Genomic DNA, 23,064 nt, shown 5'->3' with positions numbered 1-23,064 from the left:
AGGTTCATCGAGCTGCGTGACAGAATTTATGCTGAAACGCCTCAGCCTATGGCTGGTATGGCATTTGTCGTATGGTATTTTGTCCGATTAGTGTTTGGCGAATTTATCGTATGCATTTAGGCATTATATATGAAAGATGTCTTTTTTATCAATTTGGAGGTGACAATATGGCTGAATTTATAATGGCAGCACAGAATGGAAGAAACATTCCCACAGAGGATAAGATTTTTGGGATCAGTCGCAGGGCGAACGAAATGATAAATGAAAAAGGACCTGATGCGGTTGTCAATGCCACCATAGGAACACTTCTGGACGACGATGGAGATTTAATGGTTCTTTCTTCCGTAGACGATACCTATATGGGTTTGGAACCAGAAGAATATGCGGCATATGCGCCAATTGGCGGTACGCCGGCTTATAAAAAAGCTGCAATCAAAGCAGCCCTCGGCAAATATGAACCGAAAGGTTATGTAGAAGCAGTAGCGACACCAGGCGGCACCGGTTCGATCAGAAATACAATAGCAAATTATTCGTGCCCGGGTGATAAAGTTTTGACTAGTGACTGGCATTGGGCACCTTATAGAACAATTACCTCAGAGATTGGCAGAAGCATTGATACTTATCAACTGTTCACTGAAGACGGGCAGTTTAACATTGAGGCATTTTCTAAAAAAGTGCATGAAATATTAGAAATTCAGGATCGGTTGGTTATCATTATCAACACGCCGGCACATAATCCTACTGGTTATGCGCTCAGCAATGAGGATTGGCAGCAGGTAGTAGATTGTCTGAGTTATGTTGCGCCAGAGAATCGTATTGCCCTTCTGGTGGACGCAGCCTACATTGATTTCGCTGGAGATGAGAATAAATATAGAGAATTTTTACCGATTTTAGAAACATTGCCGGCAAACATTTTGCCGATTATCGCATATAGCATGTCAAAGACTTTTACAATCTACGGAATGAGATGCGGCGCTATGATTTGTCTGGCACCGACAAGGGAAATCGCTGAAGAGTTTAAGCGCGTCTGCGAATTTTCATCGAGAGGTACTTGGTCAAACAGCGCCAAAGCTGGTCAGAGCATCATTGCGAATATCTTTGCAGATGAAGAACTTTTGAAAAAAGTGACGCAGGAGAGAAAAGACATTCGGGAAATGCTGCTCAGCAGAGGAAAGGCATTTGAAGAGGAATCCATTAAAGCAGGGCTGAAAATCGTGCCTTTTGATGCCGGATTCTTTGCTTCTATCCCTTGTGATAATCCTGATGAAATCAGTGCGAAGCTGGAGAAAAAAGGGATTTTCCTAGTACCTCTTGCGATGGGATTACGAGTATCCATTGCCTCGATTTCAGAGGAGAAATGTAGAAGAATTCCAGCCGAAATTAAGCGCGCTATGGAAGAGTAGAAAATAGATTTGCTAAGACACGTTAGAACTTTAAATGTTTTTTCGTGTCTTTTTTCATGTGTAAATGGGTGTACGGCAAGGGTAAGAAAGCTGAGCCGTGCATATTGACAATGGGACTTTATCGCCATTGGCGTATGGGCATCTTGGCGCCTTGTCACCCTTATGTCTTTGTCGCTACAATATGTTTGTACTTTTTGCTACTATTTTCAATTTCCTGCACAAAAAATGTTTGAGAAATTTGTGCAGGATGAGCAGAAACACTCAAAAAGTACAAAAGCATCGTGAGGTGCAATCTGCATTACATGGCAAATTCAAGAAAAGTAAGAATGTAAAAATACAGTTAGAACGGGGCCTCAGATTTTAGCGGTATTCTAATAAAGCACGATCTTGCCGGATATCATCTTCAGCGCTATTGACGGCAAGATCACGTGCGGCACCAGGGACAGGGCAAAGAAGGTATTATGATCTTTCCTGCGTTTGCCGCATAAAAGGGTGGAAGAAGTATGTAATTAAAAAGGTAATTGTGGTATAATGTTTTCACAATCTCACGGCATCGCCGCAAGGAAGAAAACATTGAATCATGTACTGCGATTATATTTCAGCGGAATGCACATGGTATAATGTTTTCACAATCTCACGGCGTTGCCGCAAGGAAGAAAACATTGAATCATGTACTGCGATTATATTTCAGCGGAATGCACATGGTATAATGTTTTCACAATCTCACGGCGCTGCCGCAAGGAAGAAAACATTGAATCATGTACTGCGATTATATTTCAGCGGAATGCACATGGTATAATGTTTTCACAATCTCACGGCGTTGCCGCAAGGAAGAAAACATTACGGAGGTGTATTATGCAGGTCAATAAAGTAAGTGTCGTATATTTCAGTCCATCGGGGACCACGAAAAAAATCGCTGAAAAAATCAGCGAAGGTTTTGCTGGAAAAAAGGAATATCACGATATTTTAGAGCACAGAATAGAGAAGAAAGTCAATATCGCTGAAGACGGACTGCTAATTTTAGCCATGCCCGTATTTGGCGGCCGAATTCCGGAATATTGCCTCTCTTCAATTAAGCATCTTCGTGGAATGAACACACCGGCAATCGTCATAGCAGTCTATGGTAATCGAGAGTATGAAGACGCTTTAGTTGAAATGGAAGATTTGGTAGATGATGTTGGTTTCAGGATAATTGGCGCCGCCGCGTTTATTGCGCAGCACTCTGTTTTTAATCATGTGGCGGCCGGACGTCCTGATGAAGAGGACAAAAAGTACATAGAGGAATTCATACAGAAATGCAGCGCTAAATTGGAAGACTTTGATCCAGACAATAATGAAAAATTGTTATTGCCGGGGAACAGACCATATAGGGCTCACATGAAGCCGTCTATGGCTCCGGAAGCCGATAAGAACTGTACCAAATGCAGAACCTGCGTCAAAGTTTGTCCTGTGCATGCGATTAACAGTGAAACGCCAAGAAAGACTGATAAAAAGAAGTGCATTATGTGTACCGCTTGTATCGCAAGCTGTACAGCAAAAGCACGGTCTTTTGGCGGGCCGAAATACGCCGTCGCGTCAAAAACTTTTGCCAGCGCTTGCAGCAAACGTAAGGAGCCGGAACTATTCGTATGACATATATTCTAAAAGATTGACCAGCAAGGAGGAAGACAGATGAATAAGTATTTAGATACTGCACTTGAAGTGCAAGAGGCGCTTGAGAATAGGCGGCCAGTCGTCGCCCTTGAGTCGACGATAATCTCTCACGGCATGCCTTATCCGCAAAACGTAGAGACGGCTATTCATGTAGAGCAGGTTATCAGAGATTATGGTGCAGTTCCGGCCACAGTCGCTATTATCGGAGGCAGGCTGAAATGCGGGCTGACAAGAGAGGAAATCGAGTATTTGGGAAAAAAGGGGACAGACATTGTCAAGTGCTCCAGGCGTGATATCCCAGTCGCTATTTCTAAAAAATTGGATGGAGCGACAACAGTAGCAACCACGATGATAATTGCAAATATGGCAGGTGTAAAAATCTTCGCAACAGGTGGAATAGGCGGCGTTCACAGAGGAGCAGAGCAGACTATGGACATTTCAGCTGACCTGGAGGAACTGGGCCAGACTCCAATTATGGTAGTTTGTGCAGGCGCCAAGGCAATACTTGACTTAGGCTTGACATTGGAATATCTGGAGACAAAAGGGGTTCCTGTTATCGGTTATGGTACTGAGGAGCTGCCGGCCTTCTACACAAGAAGAAGCGGTTTTCGCGTAGATTACCAATTGGATACACCAAAGGAACTTGCAGAGGCTTTTGCAGCACAGCGCGGCAGTGGTTTGCATACAGGTATGCTGGTTGCAAACCCGATTCCAGAGGAATATTCCATGGACGGCGAGGCAATAAACGGAGCCATCAACGAAGCTATCAAAGAGGCTGCTGAAAAAGGAATTCATGGCAAAGAAACGACGCCGTTTCTGCTGGCAAAAGTGAAAGACATTACTGGAGGCGACAGCCTTGAAGCCAATATTCAGCTGGTATATAACAATGCCAAAATTGCGGCACAGACAGCGGTTGAACTTTGTAATTTGTAAATCTGTAAAGGAACAGGAGTAGAAGTATGAGATTAATATCGTGGAATGTGAATGGACTGAGGGCATGTCTTGGAAAAGGCTTTATAGAATCTATGCGGGAATTGGAGCCAGACTTTATCTGCATACAGGAGACGAAGATGCAGGAAGGACAAGCTGAGGTTGATTTACCGGAATATGAAGAATTCTTCTGTAGCGCAGAGAAAAAGGGGTACTCTGGAACGGCGATTTTTGCGAAAGAAAAACCATTGGCGATACAAAAAAACTTTGGGGATCATCAAGATGAGGGCAGAGCCATAATTTTAGAATATGAGAAGTTTTATCTGATAACTGTCTATGTGCCCAACGCGCAGGATCAGTTGAAACGTATTGATTACAGAATGAAATGGGAAGAGGACTTTCTAGCCTTTATTAAAGAGCTGGATGACAAAAAACCTGTCATTATCTGCGGAGATATGAATGTAGCAAAAGAAGAAATTGATTTGAAGAATCCAAAGACAAATCGAAATAACGCTGGATTTTCTGATCAGGAACGCGATAAGATGAGAAAATTGCTGGATGCAGGTTTTGTAGATACTTTTCGATATCTGTATCCAGATGCTACCGGGATTTACAGCTGGTGGTCTTATCGATTTAATGCCCGCAAGAATAATGCAGGGTGGCGTATTGACTATTTTATCGTCAGCGAACGTCTGAAAGACAGGATTGTAGATGCCAAAATTCATACGGATATTATGGGCAGCGACCATTGCCCGGTGGAACTGGAAATAAATTTATAATAGAAAAACGATAAAAAGATGGCAAGGGAATGCCATCTTTTTTCTTGGCAGGTATTGACAAATTAAATAATGTGATGTAAGATATTTACAGTAAAATAATTACAAATAACAAATGAAGTTTGTCGAAAGGAAACCTATGAGCAATCAAACTACGAATATCCAATATCCTCTGAACAATGATTTGATGTTTGGCTTAGTCATGCAGAATCAGGTTTTATGCAAAGATCTACTGGAACGTATCCTTCCAGGAAGGAAGATTCAAGAATTGAAAGTTTGTGACGCTTCTAATACAAACCTGCAGAAGACAATTATCACTGGCATTATATCTAAGTGCGTTCGCCTGGACGTACTATTTACCGATGACCCCGATTGGTACAATTTAGAGATGCAGAATGTCTCTGACCCATATCTCCCTATGCGTGGCCGTTACTATGGGGCAGCTATGGATATTGATCAGATTAATAAAGGCAGTCACTATTATCAATTAAAGAACAATTATGTTATTTTTATCTGTACCTTTGATTACTACAATCGTGGCCAGGCAATCTATCATTTCCAAAACTATGACTGCAAAAACAACTTGCCATACGGAGACAATTCCCGTAAAATAATAGTAAATACAAGGAGTCCTAAAGAAAACACGCCGCCTGAATTAGTCCCATTTTTTGACTATGTGAACAATATGAAAGTACCGGAGGACGACACATTCATTAAGGCTTTACATAAACAGGTGGAGAAGTATAACACTTCAGACTGGAGGCGCAGGTTGATGACATTGGAAGAAAAGATGAGAATAGAAAAAGATATGGCTTTTGCAGAAGGTGAAGCGAAAGGTGAAGAAAAGGCGAAATTGGAGGATGCAAAAAAGATGAAGGCCGAGGGCATTGACATTGAAATAATCTGCCGAATTACAGGTTTTTCTGCAGAGAAGATTGGAAAACTATAAGGGTCAATATAATCACTTACATGGTCAGAAAAAATCTGTTACAGTAGAAATACAACGAGTATTCTTATAGGATGTAAGTCCAGTTGTAAGAATTGCTCGTTGTTTTTTATATTGAAATATAAAAGAAAAAATGCAGAATGCTTTTAGCGGAAGCAGCTTGCCAGGAAATGGATTGACTACAGAAAAAGAAAAAAGACTGTTTGCATGATTGAAATAGAATCAGCTGATTGTGAACAGTCTTTTCTAATTTTTAAATTATGCAAGTCGTATCAAAGCCAACAGATTCTGCAGTTCCTTTGTCAAGGATACTAGGTCACAAAAATGTGCCTTCTTTACAAAGACCTGATGAGGCTGTATAGTACTACTATATACATGAAGGAGGTAAATTATGGATGCAAGAGATTGTTTTAAGGTATTGAGAGAAATCAAGGATGTTAGCTTTGCAACGGTTGACCGACATGGACATCCGCAAGTGCGAATCATAGATATCATGCTGGCAGAAGGGGAGAAATTGTATTTCCTGACAGCTAGGGGGAAAGACTTTTATCAGGAATTGACGGAGCACGCTCAAATAGCTGTCTGTGCGATGACAAAAGATTACGAGATGATTCGTCTCAATGGGGATATCATAAAAATGAAAGAACAAAAATATTGGATTGACAAGATTTTTGAGTATAACCCGGTCATGAATGATGTATATCCTGGTGACAGCAGGTATGTTCTGGAACCTTTTTGTATTGATAAAGGAACTGTGGAATACTTTAATCTGGGATGTACGCCGATACATAGGGAAAGCTTTCCGTTTGGCAGTGCAAGGCAGGAGAAAAAAGGCTTCTGCATTACAGACGCCTGCATTGGCTGCGGAAAGTGTACAGAGAATTGCCCTCAAAAATGTATCTGCTCAGGTGAGCCTTATAGAATACAACAAGAAAATTGTCTTCACTGCGGATTGTGTATGGAGACGTGCCCGGCAGGTGCAGTCGAAAAGAAAGGACGTTAACAGATGATAAACGATATATTTTCATTATTGATTGAAAAGAGGACTTTTTTTCTGTCCTTGCTGACGGAGCACTTGTTCATCTCGCTGGTATCTATCCTGATCGCCCTTGCTGCCGGTCTTGTTTTGGGTGTCTTTATCAGCGAATACCAAAAAAGTTCTAAATACGTGTTGGGGTTTGTCAACTTTATTTATACGATTCCTTCCATATCGCTGCTGGGCTTTTTAATTCCGTTTTCAGGAATTGGAAATACGACGGCGATTATCGCCCTGACAATCTACGCTTTGCTGCCCATGGTCAGGAATACTCATACAGGAATGACCAACATTGACGAACAGATTATCGAGGCTGCGAAAGGAATGGGCAGCACCCAGAGTCAGATTCTGTTTAAGATCAAGCTGCCTCTCGCGATGCCGGTCATCATGTCTGGACTGCGTAATATGGCGACCATGACTATCGCTTTGGCCGGTATTGCTTCTTTCATTGGCGCCGGCGGCTTAGGGGTAGCAATTTATAGAGGAATTACGACAAACAACGCTGCTATGACCATCGCTGGCAGTCTCCTGATTGCCCTATTGGCAGTTGTCGTCGATCTTTTGCTGGGAATCGTCGAGAAGCTGACAAAGAGGAAATCAGAGAAAAGGCATAGAAAAGGGTTTGCTGCAATGGTCGCGGTTCTGGCCTGCGTGGCCTTGATTGGCAGTAATGTATTAGGCGGCGCGGGCGACAAGACTATACAGATTGCAACAAAACCTATGACAGAGCAGTACATCCTTGGAGAAATGCTGAAAGAACTCGTAGAGCAGGATACGGATTTAAAAGTGGTTTTGACCCAGGGAGTGGGAGGCGGTACGTCTAACATAGAGCCGGCTATTGAAAAAGGCGACTTTGACCTGTACCCCGAATATACGGGTACAGGTTGGAATATGGTGCTGAAAAACGAAAGCCTGTATGATGAAAGCATGTTTGACAGCTTAAAAGAATCTTACGAAAAAAATGTCCGCTTAACTTGGTGCGGGATGTACGGTTTTAACAATACCTACGGCCTGGCAGTGAGAAAAGAAATCGCAGACAAGTATCATCTGAAGACCTATTCCGATTTGGCAAAAGTATCCAATTTCTTGACTTTCGGCGCTGAGTACGATTTCTATGAAAGGGAGGATGGTTATGACGCCCTGTGCGATGCTTATGATTTTCGCTTCCAGAAAACATCTGACATGGATATCGGTCTCAAATACAAAGCCATCAACCAGGGAAAAGTAGATGTGATGACGATCTTCACCACCGATGGCCAATTGAGCGTCTCAGATATTGCAGTACTCATCGACGATAAGCAATTTTACCCATCATATATGTGTGGTAATGTGGTGCGCATGGATACACTGGAAAAGCATCCAGAGCTGAAAGAGGTCCTCAAGGGCCTAGAGGGAATTTTAGACGATAAAACGATGGCAGATCTGAATTATCAGGTAGAGGGCAAAGGAAAAGAACCAAAAGACGTTGCCCATGAGTTTTTGAAGGCCAAAGGTTTTGTCAGATAGGGGGATAGAATGAATACAGTAATCGAATTTAAAGATATTAAAAAGGCCTACGGCCAACAGACAATCGTGGAGCATTTCAACTTGACTATTGAAAGGGGGCAGTTTGTGACGATTATCGGCAGCTCTGGCTGCGGCAAGACGACTATCCTAAAAATGATTAACGGTTTGATTGCGCCAGATGAAGGCACGGTATATGTAGAAGGAAAGGACATTAAAAACGAAGATCTGATTGCCCTTCGCAGAAATATTGGTTATTCCATTCAAGGCAGCGTTCTGTTTCCTCACATGACGGTGGAAAAAAACATCGCTTATGTACCTGAGCTGCTAAACAAAGACGATAAGGCCAGAACCAGAGCAGCAGTGGAGAAGTGGATGAAGATCGTCGGCCTTGACCCGTTGATGCTGAAACGTTTTCCAGACGAGTTATCTGGCGGACAGCAGCAGAGAGTGGGTATTGCCCGCAGCCTTGCGGCATCGCCGGACATTCTCCTGATGGACGAACCTTTCGGCGCAGTAGACGAAATTACTCGCGTGCAGCTGCAGGAAGAATTGCGGAAGATTTATGAACAGACTGGAATCACAATTCTGTTTGTCACTCACGATATCTCAGAGGCTTTGAAGCTGGGAACGAAAGTGCTGGTCATGGACAAAGGTCAGATTCAGCAATTTGCTGAGCCGACGGCGCTGCTGCGTTATCCTGCCACAGACTTTGTCAGACAATTGGTTGCTAAAGAGCGGCGTACCTGCGGTTTACCAGAGGAGAAGCTTTTGACTTGTGAGTATTGCGGGGTGATGAACCATGAACATTGAGTCAGACTTGGAGTATCTGATCAGGCGCCTAGATCCAGAGATCGAGATACCGACTGACTTGACGCAGCGTTGGCGGCTGTACCGCTCTTTGGTCAACGTGAAAATGCCAGGGGAAATGCCGCCTGATTACATGAAAAAAGAAAACCAGCTTCTGCAGACTATGGCAGAGAATAAAGGTCTCGTTGATTTCACGATTTAAAGGAGAAGGAGCATGGGATCTATCTCTGGCAGGGGGATATTACAGCTTTAAAAATCGACGCCATCGTCAATGCAGCCAACAGTCAAATGCTGGGATGTTTTTGTCCCTGTCACGGATGTATCGACAACGCCATTCATACCTTTGCAGGTGTTGGGCTCAGAAACGCATGTGCAGGAATCATGAGACGGCAGGGGCATCTGGAGCAAACCGGCAGTGCAAAGATTACATCGGGCTATAATTTGCCTGCGAGATATGTGATTCATACGGTGGGGCCGATTATAGCCGATGCGGTTCAAGAAAAGGACCGACGCGCGCTGCGCGCCTGCTATCTGTCTTCCATGGCTTTGGCGGAGCAGTACGAACTGGAGTCTGTGGCCTTCTGCTGTATCTCCACTGGCGAATTTCACTTTCCTAATCATCTGGCAGCGGAGATTGCTGTGGAGACGGTGAGAGAGTATCAGAAGAGTAGTAATCTGAAGGTCGTGTTTAATGTGTTCAAAGATCTGGATCGACAGATTTATGAGGAACTATTGGGTGAGAGACAATGAGGAAATTAGGGAATCAAGAAAATAAAGTTAGCCGTCTGCAGGAACAGCTATCTGCAGCGGAGGTTGTCATCGTTGGCGCAGGAGCAGGTTTGTCAGCCTCTGCAGGCTTTGATTATACGGGAGAGAGATTTAGCAGATATTTTCAAGACTTCGGAGATAAGTACGGCTTTGATGATATGTATTCCGGCGGATTTTATCCATATCAAACGCTGGAAGAATATTGGGCTTATTGGAGCCGTTATATCTGGATCAATCGCTATCAAAATCCGCCGAAGCCGGTCTACAATGCGCTTTTGGAGTTGATGCAGGAAAAAAAGTATTTCGTATTGACCACCAATGTGGATCACCAATTTCAGAGGGCGGGGTTTGATAAAGAGCGGCTCTTTTACACCCAGGGGGACTACGGCCTCTGTCAGTGCAGCAAGCCCTGCCATAATCTGACCTACGATAATGAAGAGCAGGTACGGAAGATGATAGAAGCGCAAGGTTTTGCCGTAGATGGAAAGGGTCAGTTGACGCTGCCTCAGGGTGTCCGTCCCGCAATGTCCATTCCAACGGAACTGGTGCCATACTGCCCGCGGTGCGGTAAAACTTTGACTATGAACTTGCGAGCAGACGATACGTTTGTAGAAGATGCGGGCTGGCAGACAGCATCAGAGCGTTATACAGCGTTTTTGCGCGAGGCGCAGCACCAACGGACGCTGTTTCTGGAACTGGGCACAGGGTACAATACGCCGGCCATTATCAAGTACAGCTTTTGGCGGATGGTCAGCAGGCGCCCGAAGGCGTTTTATGCTTGTATAAACTTAGGGGAGGCTTATGCGCCGGCGGAGCTGGGTGCAAAGTCAGTTTGCATTAATGGAGATGTTGGGGAAGTGTTAAAGACGCTAGCTGACGGTGAACACGTTTAAAGAGCATAGAATTTCTTGATTTTCATTTTTTAAATTATTTTTAATATTTAGAAATCTGATTGACCTACATGCCTTTTAGAAGTATATTTAAAATATAAGGATTCGTAGAGTAATTAGGAAAAGAAAAGCAAGGAGAGAAATCATGAAACCAAGACATCTGCTAACGTATCTGCTGTGTGCAGCTTTGATTTTTGGTCTCTTCGGATGTAACAAAGAGAAGCTTTCAGCAGAAGCGCCCAAAAAGCCCGCAGTCAAATGGGAAGTGCCTATGAATGAAGAGGACTTGCCAGATGTACCGGTCTTTGATATGGAGGAGGAAGGCTGCCATATCACAGAGGCTGTTTTGATGGAAGATGGAGTGATAACGGCGTTGACAGAAAAAGAGTTCCTGCAGATCGTTACGAGAGAAACGGAGAAAGAGCAGACTGGCGAGTTTGAAGGCGGTGACTTTGTGCCGATGGGTCTGACAGAGCAGTTTGCAAAAGTCTATGCCGGGAGAATTACGGCGCTCTTTGAGCGTGCGTCTCTGATCGGCATCAGTGGCAGCATGGATTTTACACGGAGGCTGACTGCGCACGGGGAGCTGTCAGAAAAGGAAATTGACCAGTCAGATGTGGATGCGGCGGTCGAGCAGGCATATGGACTGCAGAAAAAGGGGACATCCTACGCTGGTGAAGGCCTTGTGCCGTCTGAAGACTACAAATATGGAGCGATTCTGTTTATCCCGAAGGTCTCAGTTGTTACAGGCGAGTATCAGGGAGAGCCTTTGACCTACCATTATCCTTGCGTCAATGATGCCGGATTTCTGGATGGGATTTATCTGATGATTCAGAGCGATGAGGCAGAAGCTATACCGCCTCTCACCTGACCTGACGATTGATCCTGCGAAAACTTGATATGCTTTTGAGATATCTATACTCTTCACATATAATAATTTAAACAAAGCAAAGACTGCACATTATACATATGAAAGGAAACGAAAGCCATGAGTAAAAAAGTTTTAGTAATCTCCACCAGCCCGAGGAAGGGCGGCAACTCCGACGCTTTAGCAGAGGAATTTGTAAAAGGTGCAAAAGAAGCGGGGAACGAAGTTGTGAAAATCTGTCTCTACGACAAAACGATTGGATTTTGCAAGGGATGCTTTGCCTGCCAGGAGACAAAGAGGTGCATCATCCACGACGACGCTGATATGATTGCCCAGAAGATGAAGGATGTCAATGTCATCGCCTTTGCCACACCAATCTACTATTTTGAAATGTGCGGGCAGATGAAGACCATGCTTGACCGGGCAAACCCGCTGTACAGTGCGGATTATCAGTTTCGGAATGTGTATATGCTGACTGCTGCGGCGGAAGAGGGAGCTGACACGCCAGAGTATGCGGTGCACGGGTTAGAAGGCTGGATCAGATGCTTCCCGAAAGCCCGCTTGGCGGGAAGCGTATTTGCCGGCGGCGTCGATGCCATCGGCGACATCAAGGACAATCCAGCGCTGCAGGAAGCCTTTGAAATGGGGAAAACGATACAATAAAGATGATGCAAATAAATTACATTAAAGCATTAATTTCTTGGATGAAGCGCGATATTATGCTGCCATAATTATCCATATTTGTGAGGAGGAAATATTATGGAAGAACGAAAGCCATTGCATAACCACCAGGATTCGGTATTTTGTATGCTTTTTTCTGATAAGGAATCTGCCTTAGCGCTATTTAACGCACTGGAAGATACGGACTATGGTGCAGATAAATGCGCATGAACCAAGTAATCCGCCATAAATTCTTGTTTTTTGGTCAGTTTAGGCACTTTTTTGAAAAATGTAAGATGTTTTTTGGATATTATACCATAAAATGTAAAAAGTGCGAATGGACAAGAAATCTATATAGTGGGAATCTTTTGTGTTAAAACATGTTTTTAAGCTTTATTCAGTCAAATTTGAGCTATTTTGTTCCCGGAAGAGACTGCTGAAAGCTGTAATTTGCCATAAATGCACCTAGAATTGCTCGTTTCAGGCACTTTTGCCTGATTTAAAGCAAGGGTCGTATTTTACTTCATGCGTTTGCCATGAACTGGGCCTGGCAGAAGAGCAGATTCAAGATAAATTGATAGAAAAATATCAGCTCAGTCGAGAAGCTGCAAGAGAATACGTCAGCGAGTAAGAACACAGCCGCTGGAAATGATTTTAGAGAAGCGGCTTTCTTTGAATCCCAGATTCCACCTCTTGTATTTTTTGTCGTACTATTGTAGCATGATAATAGACGAAAATAAATGAGGTGCAGGATGAACATTAAGGATTTAAAGTGCTTTGAGGCGGTATATGAGCAGAAGAGCATCAACAAGGCTGCCAAGCAGCTGTATATCACGCCCCAGGGCCTTGGCAGCAACATCAGGTCCCTGGAGAATGAGCTGGGCACGGTTTTGTTTGAACGGGCAAAACAGGGCGTGACGCCGACAGAAAGCGCGCAGCTTCTATATAAACGGGCAGGTCTTCTGATTGAAGAATTTGAACAGATCAGAAACGAAGTGCAGCAGCTTTCCCATAGAGAAGATGTGCTGCGGATCGGTTGCGCCTGTGGGGTGTTCAATGTCATTCCCTTTAAGCTGATACAGGACTTTATTGAGGAAAATACGCCAGTGAAAGTGGAGTGGTGTGAGTATGCGAATTCAGAGGTGAAGGCGATGATCGACGCATCTGAAATCGAGTACGGTTTTATCGTCGGCGGTTGGGACAACGAAGACAACATGGTCAGAAAACTGGCAGAAAACGACGTATACCTCCTTGCCTACGAAGGACATCCTCTATATGAGAAGGAGAAAGTAAACATCGACATGCTGGAAGGCGAGCCGCTGATCACTTTGAATGAACATTTCAATTTGTACCATGATTTTAAGAAAACCTGCCAGGTGAGGGGTTTTGAGCCAACTATTATTGCGAAGACGGCAGATGCCAACTTCCAGCATAAGCTGTGCAGACAGGGGTACGGCCTGGCTGTCGTGACTGCTTTTTCTCTGGAAGACGTGCAGATGAATGGCATTCGTGCAATACCCTTTGAAGAGGAACTGAAATGGGAAGTTTACGGCGTCTATCGAAAGGCCATCGGCTCCTACAGACTGATTCAGAAGTTTGAAGAGTTCATAAAAAAGGACTTCTTAATGGAGTGTTGCTCAGACAAAAACGGCAACTAACCAAAGCGTGGGCGTTTTGGCAGGGATTTTCTTAACGCTTGCTCTGCTAATCGCCGTGATAGGGCACTATGCACTTTAAAATCGGCATATTTTTGACAGTACCAATCAAAAACGTATGGTAATGCTTTTAACAGAAAAAAATCGGCGCGTTTGTTCAAGGCAAGGAGATTTCCGGCTAGAAATCACACGAATGCGCCGATTTTGCTGTATGTGTTTGTTTGCCATGCGCATAAAGAGGCTGTCTTGCGAAAATATGCCGATTTTTAATCTATTTTAATTTGGGCATGCGTATCGGGAGGAACTGACGGAAAATAGAATCTTTGTGCGAATACAATAAACGGAACATCATAGAAAAAATCTTCTTCTACGTAACAGATGATTCTTGATAACGCTCCCACAAAGGCAGGGCATATACTATTACTAGAATATGAACTGGGGAGGTTAACATGAAGTACAAGAACTTGTTCACACCGATCAAAATCGGTTCGGTGGAAATCAAAAATCGATTCGCTATGGCGCCTATGGGACCACTGGGGCTTTCTGACGCGCAGGGAGGCTTCAACCAGAGAGGGATCGATTATTATACAGAAAGAGCAAAGGGTGGCACTGGACTGATCATTACCGGGGTCACTTTTTCTGATTGCGAAGTGGAACAGCAGAGCATGCCCAATTGTCCCAACTCGACCTTCAATCCCGTACACTTTATCAGAACCAGCAAAGAGATGACGGAGCGGGTACATGCATACGGCAGCAAAATCTTTCTCATGATGTCCGGAGGGTTCGGCAGAGTGACGATTCCTACAAACCTGGGAGAATTTCCGCCAGTCGCACCGTCCCCCATTCCGCACAGATGGCTGGACAAGACCTGCCGGCCATTGACAAAAGAGGAAATTCACAGCATCGTCAAGTCCTTTGGCGACGGCGCATACAACGCCAAGCGAGGCGGTTTTGACGGGGTGGAAATCCACGCGGTTCACGAAGGCTATCTCTTAGACCAGTTTGCGATTTCAATGTTCAATCAAAGGGACGATGAGTACGGCGGCAGTTTGGAAAACCGCCTGCGCTTTGCCAGAGAAGTGGTAGAGGAAATTAAGAGGCGCTGCGGAGACGATTTTCCTGTTGCGCTCAGATTCAGCGTCAAAAGTATGATTAAAGACTGGCGCGACGGTGCACTGCCAGGTGAAGAGTTTGAAGAGAAAGGCCGGGATATAGAAGAGGGGCTGGAAGCGGCCAGGCTGCTGGTAGAATACGGCTACGACGCTCTGGATACCGACGTTGGAACCTACGATGCATGGTGGTGGAACCATCCGCCTATGTATCAGGAAAAAGGCCTCTACCGGCCATACTGCAAGATGGTAAAAGATGTAGTGGACGTGCCGGTGCTCTGTGCAGGCCGTATGGACGATCCGCAAATGGCTTCAGCATCTCTGGAAAATGGGGAATGTGACGTCATCAGTCTGGGCAGACCGCTATTAGCCGATCCAGACTATGTCAACAAGCTGCGGTCAGGCAGGCTGGAAGATGTCAGACCTTGCATCTCCTGCCATGAGGGCTGTATGGGCAGAATCCAGGAGTATTCCATGATTAACTGTGCGGTGAATCCGCAGGCTGCCAGAGAGCGGGTGACGGCCTATGAACCGATCTGCAAGAGCAAAAAGGTCATGGTCGTCGGTGGTGGTGTTGCAGGCTGTGAAGCGGCCAGAGTATTGGCTATTCGTGGACACAGGCCGGAGCTATTTGAAAAGAGCCGGCAGCTGGGCGGTAATCTGATTCCCGGCGGAGCGCCTGATTTTAAGGAGGACGACATTGCCCTTGCCAAGTGGTACGAAAGACAGCTTTCAAAACTGGAGGTTCCTGTTCATTATGGCTGCAAGATCAGCCGAGAAGACGTGCTGGCAGCAGATTTTGATGCGGTCATCATCGCTACGGGATCGTCACCGAAGGTTTTCTCTTTAGGAGAGGATGAGCACGTATACACAGCGGCAGATGTACTGAACAAAGAAACGGACTGTGGTGAAACGGCGGTGGTCATCGGCGGCGGCCTGGTGGGCTGCGAAACAGCACTCTGGCTCAGCCAGCAAGGGAAGAAGGTTACCATCGTCGAAGCTTTAGATAAGCTGCTGGCCGTCAACGGACCGCTGTGCCATGCTAATAAAGACATGCTGGAGAAATTGGTGCCATATCGTGGAGTAGAAGTGATAACCTCTGCAAGGGTTACAGACTATCAAAATGGGATTTTAACGGCAGAAAGCGCCGGTGAAACAAAGAAAATCCCAGCGGACAGTGTAATCCTGGCGGTAGGGTACAAAGAAGAAAATGCGCTGTATCACGAGTTGGAGTTTGATGTTCCGGAGATTTATTTGCTGGGGGATGCAAAGAAAGTGTCCAACATTATGTACGGCATCTGGGATGCATTTGAAGTAGCAAATCATATATGAACAAAAGAAGCTGCAGTCGGAAATGATTTCTCCTGATGCAGCTTCTTCTTTATTTGATATATAATCCGCCGACTTTCATGTCCTTGTCCAAAGATATGGTAAAGGTGGCGGCTTCGTTTTCGTATTGGCATTTGACGATGCATACTGCATATTCTACACCAAGTGATTTAGAAGAGGAAAGGGATATGGACTTAAATCGGACAAACCCTCCCAGTCCTTCGAAGATGGACGTAAACGTATTCTCTAGCTTCTTTTGGCTCATGGATTCCTTCATCACGTCACTGAACTGGTCGTAACAGCGCGCATAATCCTTAGCGTTTAACTGATCGATAAATCCCTCTGATGTTTTAATAACCTGATCTCTGTCAAATCCCGATGGCAATTCATTTGACGCGCAGCTGGCGCAGATCCCCAGAAGGAGAGCCATAGCGGCCGGTACCACGATATATCTCTTTTTCATATTTCTCACCCTTTCTGTCTTGCCATCATTATACCTTTAATTTATAATGTTATCAAGTTTAGAAAAGGGGAAAGATGAGAATTAATAAAACTATGATAAAGATTTTAATCGTGTTTTCTGTGCTGTTGGCACTGGCGCTCTTTGTCTGCTGGAACAACAAGTCTCTAGTCGTGACAAAGTATCAATACCGAAACAAGCAGGTGCCGGAACAATTTGAGGGATTTCGCATCACACAGATTTCTGATTTGCAAAGTGAGTACTTTGGCCAGCATCAGAAGAAACTTCTGGACAAAACGGCGGAGACGAAGCCGGATATCATTGTCTTTACAGGGGATCTGCTTGATCGAAATCATACCAGCTACGAAGCCAGTCTGGAAGCAATCAGGGGGTTAGTCGAAATTGCACCGGTTTATTATGTGAACGGAAACCACGAATTGGCCCTGCCAGAGCAAAGAATGAAGGCATTTTATGATGAACTGCGGCAGATGGGTGTCAACGTTCTCTTTGATGAGACGACGGCCGTGCAAAGAAGCAAACAGCAGATTCATCTGATTGGCATTTCGGAATATACCCTTTATGCGAGCAAGACGTCAATAGGGAGAACGGCGACTGCTTACGATCCATCGGTGATTACCGATATGGTTGATCGACTGACAGAGGGCATTGGAACGGATGAATTGACCATCATGCTGACACACGAACCTCAATTCCTCGATGCTTATGCCGATGATAAGGTGGATTTGGTTTTTGCCGGTCATGCCCACGGCGGCCAGATCAGACTGCCTTTTACAGAAGGACTGTTTGCACCTGGACAGGGCACCCTGCCAAAGCTGACCAGCGGCATGCATAAAAAAGAGGGTACGACCATGGTCATCAGCAGGGGATTGGGTAACAGCGTGTTTCCCTTTCGCTTTTTGAACAGACCGGAAATCGTTGTCGTAGATCTGAATCGCGGATCGTGAGGTAAGGAGGGTGTTTCGAATGATGAAAAGAAAATCGTCGATTTTGGACCGAGCCAGAACTGTTTTGAAAACGACTGGCACACTGGGAGCGGCATCTGCCGGACAGTTTGTCGATCATTTCTGTGATGAAGCAGAAAGAAAAGCCTATGAGCAGGCAGACGAAAAAGCAGAGATTGAAAGCTGCTGTCAGAAAGCAGAGGATCATAAAGAGGAGGATAATGAAAAATGAAGTATTTATGGACGACAATGCATGTAAAGAATTTGGAAGAATCGATCGCTTTTTATGAAGAAGTTGTTGGACTTCAGCTGGAACACCGATTTCCAGCAGGACCGGGCACGGAAATTGCCTTTATGAAGTCTGAGGGTACTGAAACGAAGGTGGAGCTGCTATGCCGCGCTGATTTTGACGGACGCAGAGAGGATGCCGCCCTATCCCTGGGCTTTGAAACGAAGGATTTAGACGGAAAAATGGCAGAGCTAAAGGCAAAGGGGTATGCAGTCAGCGATGTCATCAGCCCTAACCCAAAGAGCCGGTTTTTTTTCGTAAAGGACCCCAATGGCATCGATATTCAGTTTGTAGAAGAGTAAAGGAATACGTAAATCGGGAAAACTCATCCCGAAAACAGGAAAATAGAAGAGCTGGCATAACTCTGCAATCTTCATAAATTTGGAAATTTCAGTAATCTTAAAGGCTTTCTTTCATAGTTTTGGAATGGCATGTAATTTGCTAATTTAATTAGGAAAAGCTTTAGGTCAATAACCTATGAAAACTAGAAGAGAAAGGACGAAAAAGAAACATGAAAAACCAAAACAGCATGAGGAAGAGATTTGCCAGCTTATTTTTAATTCTGGCAGTGACCGTTACCATGTGCCTCGGCATGCCTGGCATCAGCTTTGCAGGAGACCAACTAAACCCTGTTGATATGAAGATCATTGTGGACGCAAAAGATCCTGTAACGGTCAAGGCGTATAATGCATCTTATACCTACAACACCTATGTGTCTATGAGAGACATGGCCAAAGCGCTCAGCGGGACGGCGAAAGGATTTGCAATGACCTTTGATGAAGAAAGCGGAACGATGGTTATTGAAACAGGTGAGGCATATACGCCTGTTGGAGGCGAAAATGAGCCGGGAGATGGACAAGTGGGAAACGTTTCTTTTCAGATGGCCAAGATGACCATTGACGGGAAGTCCGTTAAGTATTATGGCTATAAGGCTGGAGCCGACAATGATTTTTACATCAAAATCGTGGACTTTTCATTGGCTTTGGATATTGACGCCGATTATTCGGCAAAGAATACTTTGAAGATTAATACAGCGAAGGGTTTTGTCGTTGACATCGACCAGCTTGATCAAGACGGATATTTCAGCTTTTTACACGGTACCGTTCTAGGCAATGGAGACACGGGGAAAATTCTTTATTCTAGCAAAAAGGACAGCAAAGCGGCGATTGCCAGCACGACGAAGCTGATGACTTATCTGCTGGTAATGGAAGCGATAGATGCAGGAAAAATCTCCATGGATGATATCGTCGTGCTGTCAAAAGCTGTAGAAGAAGAATCATATTCTGAAGACTATGTTATCCACATGCATGAAGGACAGAAGGCGACGATGACAGATCTTTTGGAGGCGATGCTGGTACCATCCAGCAACGAGGCGGCTCTCGCTTTGGCAGAACATGTGGCAGGATCTGAAGCAGCATTCGTTAAAATGATGAACGCAAGGGCAAAGAAAATGGGATTAACGACCGCTGTCTTTTATAATCCACATGGTTTGCCAAATTACACCGCAAGTGCAGTGACGTCAAAACGTCAGAACAGTATGAGCGCGATGGATTTATTTACGTTAGCCAGCTACGTTGTCAAAAAATATCCCAAGATCACAGATATCACTTCAAAGAAGTCCATAGACCTGAAGTCTCTGGACTTCCAGACCAGCAATACAAATCCGCTGCTCTACAACATGGAAGGGGTTATCGGATTGAAGACTGGAACCACCAATAGAGCCGGCTGCTGTCTGGTATCAGCGATTCCGCTGAAGGTCGGAAATAAGACGCAGATGATTATTGCAGTAGAATTAGGGGCGGAGACCAGCGCTGAGCGAGGAGAGAAATCAGCGGTGCTGCTGAAGTATGCGCAGAACTACTACGCCTCCTACAATGAAGCAAAGGCCATTACAGTCAAAGCGAGCACATCGGTAAAGAAAGGCTCTGTTACAGTAAAATGGAAAACCACTGGCAATGCTGACGGCTATGAAGTTTACAGATCGCTGAAGAAGGCGACTGGCTACGGTAAAAAGAAGACAACGACGAAAACGTCGTATGTGAACGCTTCTGTAAAAAAGGGACAGCGATACTATTATAAGGTGAAAGCCTATAAGTTGGTAAATGGCAATAAGATTTATTCAAGCTGGTCGAATGTTGTGACAGCTGTGGCAAAATAATAAGTAAATAAAAGATCCGCAATTTGGCTCGATAGCCTTTCATTGCGGATCTATTTTTATGTAAAAAATATACAGTAAAATATTGACAAATAATTTGATAGATGGTAATATATGGATATAACGAATAATCAAAACAGAAAGGAGATTTTTACACATGCCAGACAAGAATATCACATTTGAAATTAGGGAATACTTAGGGGTAATTTCACAGCATGACTCCGGCTGGAACAAGGAACTCAATATCATATCTTGGAACGGTCAGTCACCCAAGTACGATCTGAGAGATTGGGATCCGCATCATGAAAGAATGAGCAGGGGAATTACGCTGCACCCAGGAGAGATGAGAAAGTTAGTAGACCTTTATTTTGCCAGCAACAACAGGAAGACAGTAGAAGAAGGCCAGAATCAGGAACTGAAAAAACGAGAAAGACAAGCAGAATTTCGAAAAGCTTATGTAGAGAAAAAGCAGGAAACTACCATAGAAGCGGTTGAAAAAGACGCCTTGGAAGGTGCGTTGCCGCCAGAGGAAGAATCTGCAGAAGACTCCCTAGACGCTGCATCGCGCATAGAATCAGAGCCGTCTGCACCTCTGACAGAATACCAAACCGAAAAACGGCAGGAAACCTCGCTGGCAGAATCTTTTTAATTTGCTTATGAACCAAAATGAAACTGCAGACATATTATATATCAAACCCAATTTAAGTATAGGAGGAATAAATATATGTCATGTTTTAATAGAGGCGGCGGTATGGACGATAGTCTGCTGTTTTTCTTTTTACTGTTAGTTCTGTTATTCTGTAATTCAGGATTTTTGGGATGCGGCAATAACGACTGCTGTGATCCATGCGAACCTACATGTTGCTAAGGTAAAACAAGAGAGGGTTTTAACCCTCTCTTGTATTGTCACTGAACAAAAATGAAATCGCCCATATTGCGGCAAGTCCGACTAATGCATAGATAATTCTTGAAACTACGAATAAGTCCGCACCGAAGATGCTGTCGACAAGGTTGTACTTAAAGAAACCAATAAGTCCCCAGTTGAGGCCTCCGATGATCAGGAGGGCCAGGATTAATTTTTTCATCTAATCACTCCTTTCAACTTGTATTTTAACCAATAATATTTATAATATCCGGTAAATATGGTACAATGTTAAATAGTATCAACAAATTAGCCAAAATAGGAGGCATTTATGAAAATACAGTTACGAACCGCACTGCGGGGAAATTTTGAAGAAATTGAAGTCAATCAAGGAACGACGATTGAAGAAATATATAAACAGTATGAGAAAACTTTGCCGTATACGATTTTAGCGGCGAAAGTAAACAACAAATTTGAAGATCTTACATACGAGCTCTTCGAGGATTGTAATTTAGAATTATTAGATATGCGTACACAAGCTGCGAATTTGATTTATCAGTACAGCTTGTCTTTGATATATTTGAAAGCCGTGTACGACTGTTTGGGAAATGTGAAAGTAGAAATTCAAAACTCCCTCAACAAAGGACTGTATACAGAAATCAAAACCGAAAAACCTGTAACGGCTAGACAGGTCCATGCAATCGAAAAGAGGATGACTGAAATCGTCAAAGAGGATATCCCTTTCGTCAAGGAAGTCGTTTCTCGCGAGGAAGCGATGGACATCCTTGCGCAAGACGGGCTGAAAGAAAAACAGCGCATTTTAAGTGAATCTTTGGATTTGAATCAAGTGAAGTTCTATTCATTGAACGGAGTCAGAGACTTTTTTTATGGACTTATGGTTCCATCCACCGGATATATTAAATACTTTGAGTTGATGAAATACCGTCGCGGCGTCTTATTAAGATTTCCGCACCCGTCTGACCCTAACGTCATTCCGGAATATGAAGATGAGAAGAAGATGTATCAGGCCTTTGGAGAGCAGACGAAGTGGGATAAGCTTCTGGATGTCAATTATGTTGCTGATCTCAACGACAAGATTGAAAACGGTCAGTACAAGGAGTTAATCCAGCTATCTGAAGCGCTGCACGAGAAGAAAATCGCTGAAATCGCCGATATGATTAAGAAACAGCATAAGCGTATTATTCTCATCGCCGGTCCTTCTTCATCTGGTAAAACTACTTTTGCCAGACGGCTCTGCATCCAATTGAAGGTCAACGGACTCAATCCGCTTTATATGGGTACAGATGATTACTTTGTAGAAAGAGAAAATTCACCCTTAGATGAACATGGGGAGAAGGATTATGAAAATCTGCGTGCTCTCGATATTCATCTGTTTAATGACAATATGAATGATCTTCTGGCGGGAAAGGAAGTCGATCTTCCAACCTTCGACTTTATGACTGGGCACAAGGTATTCGGTGAAAGAATTACATCGATTAAACCAGTACAGCCAATTGTCATTGAAGGGATTCATGCCCTCAATGAGAAGCTGACCGAATACATTCCAAAGGAAGAGAAGTTTAAAATCTATATTAGTCCGCTGACGCAGCTGAATATCGATGCTCACAACAGAATTCCCACCACTGATGAGAGAATGCTCCGCAGAATGGTGAGAGATAATCTTTACAGAGGACATAACGCGCAGAGTACCATCAACAGTTGGCCGAAGGTTAGAGCTGGTGAGGATGTTAACATCTTCCCTTACAACAGCGAGGCAGATGTGTTGTTCAATTCCTATCACGTTTATGAAATAGCAGTCTTAAAGAAGTATGCTGAGCCTTTGCTCAGACAGATAACACCGGAAGAGCCGGAGTATGCAGAGGCAATCAGAATGCTGAAATTCTTAAGATTCTTCAAAACGATCGATGACGATCATGTGATTGTCAACAATTCAATCATTAGAGAGTTTATCGGCGGCAGTATTTTCGTCGAGTAGAGAG

General features: G+C 44.1%; 24 protein-coding genes. 22 read left to right on the top strand and 2 right to left on the bottom strand.

Going from position 1 to position 23,064, the window contains the following annotated elements:
• Positions 1–167 precede the first annotated feature (167 nt).
• The 16 genes from BN6539_RS01530 (at position 168) to BN6539_RS01465 (ending at position 16,339) form a co-directional block, all read left to right on the top strand.
• Positions 168–1,403, top strand: a complete 1,236-nt coding sequence (locus tag BN6539_RS01530) for a pyridoxal phosphate-dependent aminotransferase (RefSeq protein WP_187375440.1) — start codon at positions 168–170, stop codon at positions 1,401–1,403.
• A gap of 855 nt (positions 1,404–2,258) precedes the next feature.
• Positions 2,259–3,035, top strand: coding sequence for an EFR1 family ferrodoxin (locus BN6539_RS01525; RefSeq protein WP_067532926.1), 777 nt, complete (start codon positions 2,259–2,261; stop codon positions 3,033–3,035).
• Between the two features lie 39 nt (positions 3,036–3,074).
• Positions 3,075–3,989: a pseudouridine-5'-phosphate glycosidase gene (locus BN6539_RS01520; RefSeq protein WP_067532923.1), complete on the top strand. Its 915-nt coding sequence runs from the start codon at positions 3,075–3,077 to the stop codon at positions 3,987–3,989.
• Positions 3,990–4,015: 26 nt separating this feature from the next.
• On the top strand, positions 4,016–4,765 hold the full coding sequence (locus BN6539_RS01515; protein WP_067532920.1) for an exodeoxyribonuclease III: 750 nt from the start codon (positions 4,016–4,018) through the stop codon (positions 4,763–4,765).
• A gap of 136 nt (positions 4,766–4,901) precedes the next feature.
• Positions 4,902–5,711, top strand: coding sequence for an Rpn family recombination-promoting nuclease/putative transposase (locus BN6539_RS01510; protein ID WP_067532918.1), 810 nt, complete (start codon positions 4,902–4,904; stop codon positions 5,709–5,711).
• 388 nt (positions 5,712–6,099) lie between these two features.
• Positions 6,100–6,711, top strand: coding sequence for a 4Fe-4S binding protein (locus tag BN6539_RS01505; protein WP_067532915.1), 612 nt, complete (start codon positions 6,100–6,102; stop codon positions 6,709–6,711).
• 3 nt (positions 6,712–6,714) lie between these two features.
• The gene (locus tag BN6539_RS01500; protein ID WP_067532912.1) at positions 6,715–8,250 is read left to right on the top strand and encodes an ABC transporter permease/substrate-binding protein; all 1,536 of its coding nucleotides are present in this window, start codon (positions 6,715–6,717) and stop codon (positions 8,248–8,250) included.
• Between the two features lie 9 nt (positions 8,251–8,259).
• A complete protein-coding gene (locus BN6539_RS01495; protein ID WP_067532909.1) occupies positions 8,260–9,060 on the top strand; it encodes an ABC transporter ATP-binding protein in 801 nt (266 codons plus the stop codon).
• Complete coding sequence (locus BN6539_RS23180) at positions 9,050–9,259, top strand: macro domain-containing protein (protein ID WP_317870034.1); 210 nt, start codon at positions 9,050–9,052, stop codon at positions 9,257–9,259. Before BN6539_RS01495 ends, BN6539_RS23180 begins: the two co-directional genes overlap by 11 nt.
• A gap of 17 nt (positions 9,260–9,276) precedes the next feature.
• A complete protein-coding gene (locus tag BN6539_RS01490) occupies positions 9,277–9,807 on the top strand; it encodes a protein-ADP-ribose hydrolase (protein WP_317870629.1) in 531 nt (176 codons plus the stop codon).
• Positions 9,804–10,718 carry an SIR2 family NAD-dependent protein deacylase gene (locus BN6539_RS01485; RefSeq protein WP_067532906.1) on the top strand — a complete coding sequence of 305 codons (915 nt, stop codon included), beginning with the start codon at positions 9,804–9,806 and terminating at the stop codon, positions 10,716–10,718. Before BN6539_RS01490 ends, BN6539_RS01485 begins: the two co-directional genes overlap by 4 nt.
• A gap of 142 nt (positions 10,719–10,860) precedes the next feature.
• On the top strand, positions 10,861–11,586 hold the full coding sequence (locus BN6539_RS01480) for a hypothetical protein (protein ID WP_067532903.1): 726 nt from the start codon (positions 10,861–10,863) through the stop codon (positions 11,584–11,586).
• A gap of 117 nt (positions 11,587–11,703) precedes the next feature.
• Positions 11,704–12,246, top strand: a complete 543-nt coding sequence (locus BN6539_RS01475; RefSeq protein WP_067532900.1) for a flavodoxin family protein — start codon at positions 11,704–11,706, stop codon at positions 12,244–12,246.
• Positions 12,247–12,342: 96 nt separating this feature from the next.
• Positions 12,343–12,474 (top strand): hypothetical protein, encoded by a 132-nt coding sequence (locus tag BN6539_RS23075; RefSeq protein ID WP_276326612.1) that lies wholly within the window; start codon positions 12,343–12,345, stop codon positions 12,472–12,474.
• Positions 12,475–12,995: 521 nt separating this feature from the next.
• Positions 12,996–13,901, top strand: a complete 906-nt coding sequence (locus tag BN6539_RS01470) for a LysR family transcriptional regulator (RefSeq protein WP_067532897.1) — start codon at positions 12,996–12,998, stop codon at positions 13,899–13,901.
• Between the two features lie 446 nt (positions 13,902–14,347).
• Positions 14,348–16,339: an oxidoreductase gene (locus BN6539_RS01465; RefSeq protein WP_067532894.1), complete on the top strand. Its 1,992-nt coding sequence runs from the start codon at positions 14,348–14,350 to the stop codon at positions 16,337–16,339.
• Between the two features lie 49 nt (positions 16,340–16,388).
• Here BN6539_RS01465 and BN6539_RS01460 read toward each other — a convergent pair whose 3' ends face one another.
• A complete protein-coding gene (locus BN6539_RS01460; protein WP_067532891.1) occupies positions 16,389–16,799 on the bottom strand; it encodes a DUF3887 domain-containing protein in 411 nt (136 codons plus the stop codon).
• A gap of 92 nt (positions 16,800–16,891) precedes the next feature.
• On the opposite strand from BN6539_RS01460, the gene BN6539_RS01455 reads away from it, so the two are divergent.
• The 5 genes from BN6539_RS01455 (at position 16,892) to BN6539_RS23375 (ending at position 20,851) form a co-directional block, all read left to right on the top strand.
• Positions 16,892–17,761, top strand: coding sequence for a metallophosphoesterase (locus BN6539_RS01455; protein WP_067537959.1), 870 nt, complete (start codon positions 16,892–16,894; stop codon positions 17,759–17,761).
• A 19-nt stretch (positions 17,762–17,780) separates the two neighbouring features.
• Positions 17,781–17,990 (top strand): hypothetical protein, encoded by a 210-nt coding sequence (locus tag BN6539_RS01450; RefSeq protein WP_067532888.1) that lies wholly within the window; start codon positions 17,781–17,783, stop codon positions 17,988–17,990.
• Positions 17,987–18,349 (top strand): VOC family protein, encoded by a 363-nt coding sequence (locus BN6539_RS01445; RefSeq protein WP_067532885.1) that lies wholly within the window; start codon positions 17,987–17,989, stop codon positions 18,347–18,349. The genes BN6539_RS01450 and BN6539_RS01445 overlap by 4 nt, the downstream gene beginning before the upstream one ends.
• A 209-nt stretch (positions 18,350–18,558) precedes the next feature.
• On the top strand, positions 18,559–20,205 hold the full coding sequence (locus BN6539_RS01440) for a D-alanyl-D-alanine carboxypeptidase family protein (protein WP_067532882.1): 1,647 nt from the start codon (positions 18,559–18,561) through the stop codon (positions 20,203–20,205).
• A gap of 154 nt (positions 20,206–20,359) precedes the next feature.
• Positions 20,360–20,851: a YdbC family protein gene (locus BN6539_RS23375; protein ID WP_067532879.1), complete on the top strand. Its 492-nt coding sequence runs from the start codon at positions 20,360–20,362 to the stop codon at positions 20,849–20,851.
• A gap of 238 nt (positions 20,852–21,089) precedes the next feature.
• Here BN6539_RS23375 and BN6539_RS01430 read toward each other — a convergent pair whose 3' ends face one another.
• A complete protein-coding gene (locus tag BN6539_RS01430; RefSeq protein ID WP_067532876.1) occupies positions 21,090–21,287 on the bottom strand; it encodes a DUF378 domain-containing protein in 198 nt (65 codons plus the stop codon).
• A gap of 108 nt (positions 21,288–21,395) precedes the next feature.
• Between BN6539_RS01430 and BN6539_RS01425 the strand changes: the two genes are divergently transcribed.
• A complete protein-coding gene (locus tag BN6539_RS01425) occupies positions 21,396–23,060 on the top strand; it encodes a nucleoside kinase (RefSeq protein WP_067532873.1) in 1,665 nt (554 codons plus the stop codon).
• Positions 23,061–23,064 lie beyond the last annotated feature (4 nt).

Source organism: Emergencia timonensis, assembly GCF_900086585.1.
Lineage (GTDB): Bacteria > Bacillota > Clostridia > Peptostreptococcales > Anaerovoracaceae > Senimuribacter > Senimuribacter timonensis.
This window is presented reverse-complemented; position numbering and strand designations above follow the sequence as displayed.

Excerpts from the sequence above, each read along its gene's own strand:
- BN6539_RS01530 (WP_187375440.1), top strand. The coding sequence starts at position 168 with ATGGCTGAATTTATAATGGCAGCACAGAATGGAAGAAACATTCCCACA.
- BN6539_RS01525 (WP_067532926.1), top strand. The coding sequence starts at position 2,259 with ATGCAGGTCAATAAAGTAAGTGTCGTATATTTCAGTCCATCGGGGACC.
- BN6539_RS01520 (WP_067532923.1), top strand. The coding sequence starts at position 3,075 with ATGAATAAGTATTTAGATACTGCACTTGAAGTGCAAGAGGCGCTTGAG.
- BN6539_RS01515 (WP_067532920.1), top strand. The coding sequence starts at position 4,016 with ATGAGATTAATATCGTGGAATGTGAATGGACTGAGGGCATGTCTTGGA.
- BN6539_RS01510 (WP_067532918.1), top strand. The coding sequence starts at position 4,902 with ATGAGCAATCAAACTACGAATATCCAATATCCTCTGAACAATGATTTG.
- BN6539_RS01505 (WP_067532915.1), top strand. The coding sequence starts at position 6,100 with ATGGATGCAAGAGATTGTTTTAAGGTATTGAGAGAAATCAAGGATGTT.
- BN6539_RS01500 (WP_067532912.1), top strand. The coding sequence starts at position 6,715 with ATGATAAACGATATATTTTCATTATTGATTGAAAAGAGGACTTTTTTT.
- BN6539_RS01495 (WP_067532909.1), top strand. The coding sequence starts at position 8,260 with ATGAATACAGTAATCGAATTTAAAGATATTAAAAAGGCCTACGGCCAA.
- BN6539_RS23180 (WP_317870034.1), top strand. The coding sequence starts at position 9,050 with ATGAACATTGAGTCAGACTTGGAGTATCTGATCAGGCGCCTAGATCCA.
- BN6539_RS01485 (WP_067532906.1), top strand. The coding sequence starts at position 9,804 with ATGAGGAAATTAGGGAATCAAGAAAATAAAGTTAGCCGTCTGCAGGAA.
- BN6539_RS01480 (WP_067532903.1), top strand. The coding sequence starts at position 10,861 with ATGAAACCAAGACATCTGCTAACGTATCTGCTGTGTGCAGCTTTGATT.
- BN6539_RS01475 (WP_067532900.1), top strand. The coding sequence starts at position 11,704 with ATGAGTAAAAAAGTTTTAGTAATCTCCACCAGCCCGAGGAAGGGCGGC.
- BN6539_RS23075 (WP_276326612.1), top strand. The coding sequence starts at position 12,343 with ATGGAAGAACGAAAGCCATTGCATAACCACCAGGATTCGGTATTTTGT.
- BN6539_RS01470 (WP_067532897.1), top strand. The coding sequence starts at position 12,996 with ATGAACATTAAGGATTTAAAGTGCTTTGAGGCGGTATATGAGCAGAAG.
- BN6539_RS01465 (WP_067532894.1), top strand. The coding sequence starts at position 14,348 with ATGAAGTACAAGAACTTGTTCACACCGATCAAAATCGGTTCGGTGGAA.
- BN6539_RS01460 (WP_067532891.1), bottom strand. The coding sequence starts at position 16,799 with ATGAAAAAGAGATATATCGTGGTACCGGCCGCTATGGCTCTCCTTCTG.
- BN6539_RS01455 (WP_067537959.1), top strand. The coding sequence starts at position 16,892 with ATGATAAAGATTTTAATCGTGTTTTCTGTGCTGTTGGCACTGGCGCTC.
- BN6539_RS01450 (WP_067532888.1), top strand. The coding sequence starts at position 17,781 with ATGATGAAAAGAAAATCGTCGATTTTGGACCGAGCCAGAACTGTTTTG.
- BN6539_RS01445 (WP_067532885.1), top strand. The coding sequence starts at position 17,987 with ATGAAGTATTTATGGACGACAATGCATGTAAAGAATTTGGAAGAATCG.
- BN6539_RS01440 (WP_067532882.1), top strand. The coding sequence starts at position 18,559 with ATGAAAAACCAAAACAGCATGAGGAAGAGATTTGCCAGCTTATTTTTA.
- BN6539_RS23375 (WP_067532879.1), top strand. The coding sequence starts at position 20,360 with ATGCCAGACAAGAATATCACATTTGAAATTAGGGAATACTTAGGGGTA.
- BN6539_RS01430 (WP_067532876.1), bottom strand. The coding sequence starts at position 21,287 with ATGAAAAAATTAATCCTGGCCCTCCTGATCATCGGAGGCCTCAACTGG.
- BN6539_RS01425 (WP_067532873.1), top strand. The coding sequence starts at position 21,396 with ATGAAAATACAGTTACGAACCGCACTGCGGGGAAATTTTGAAGAAATT.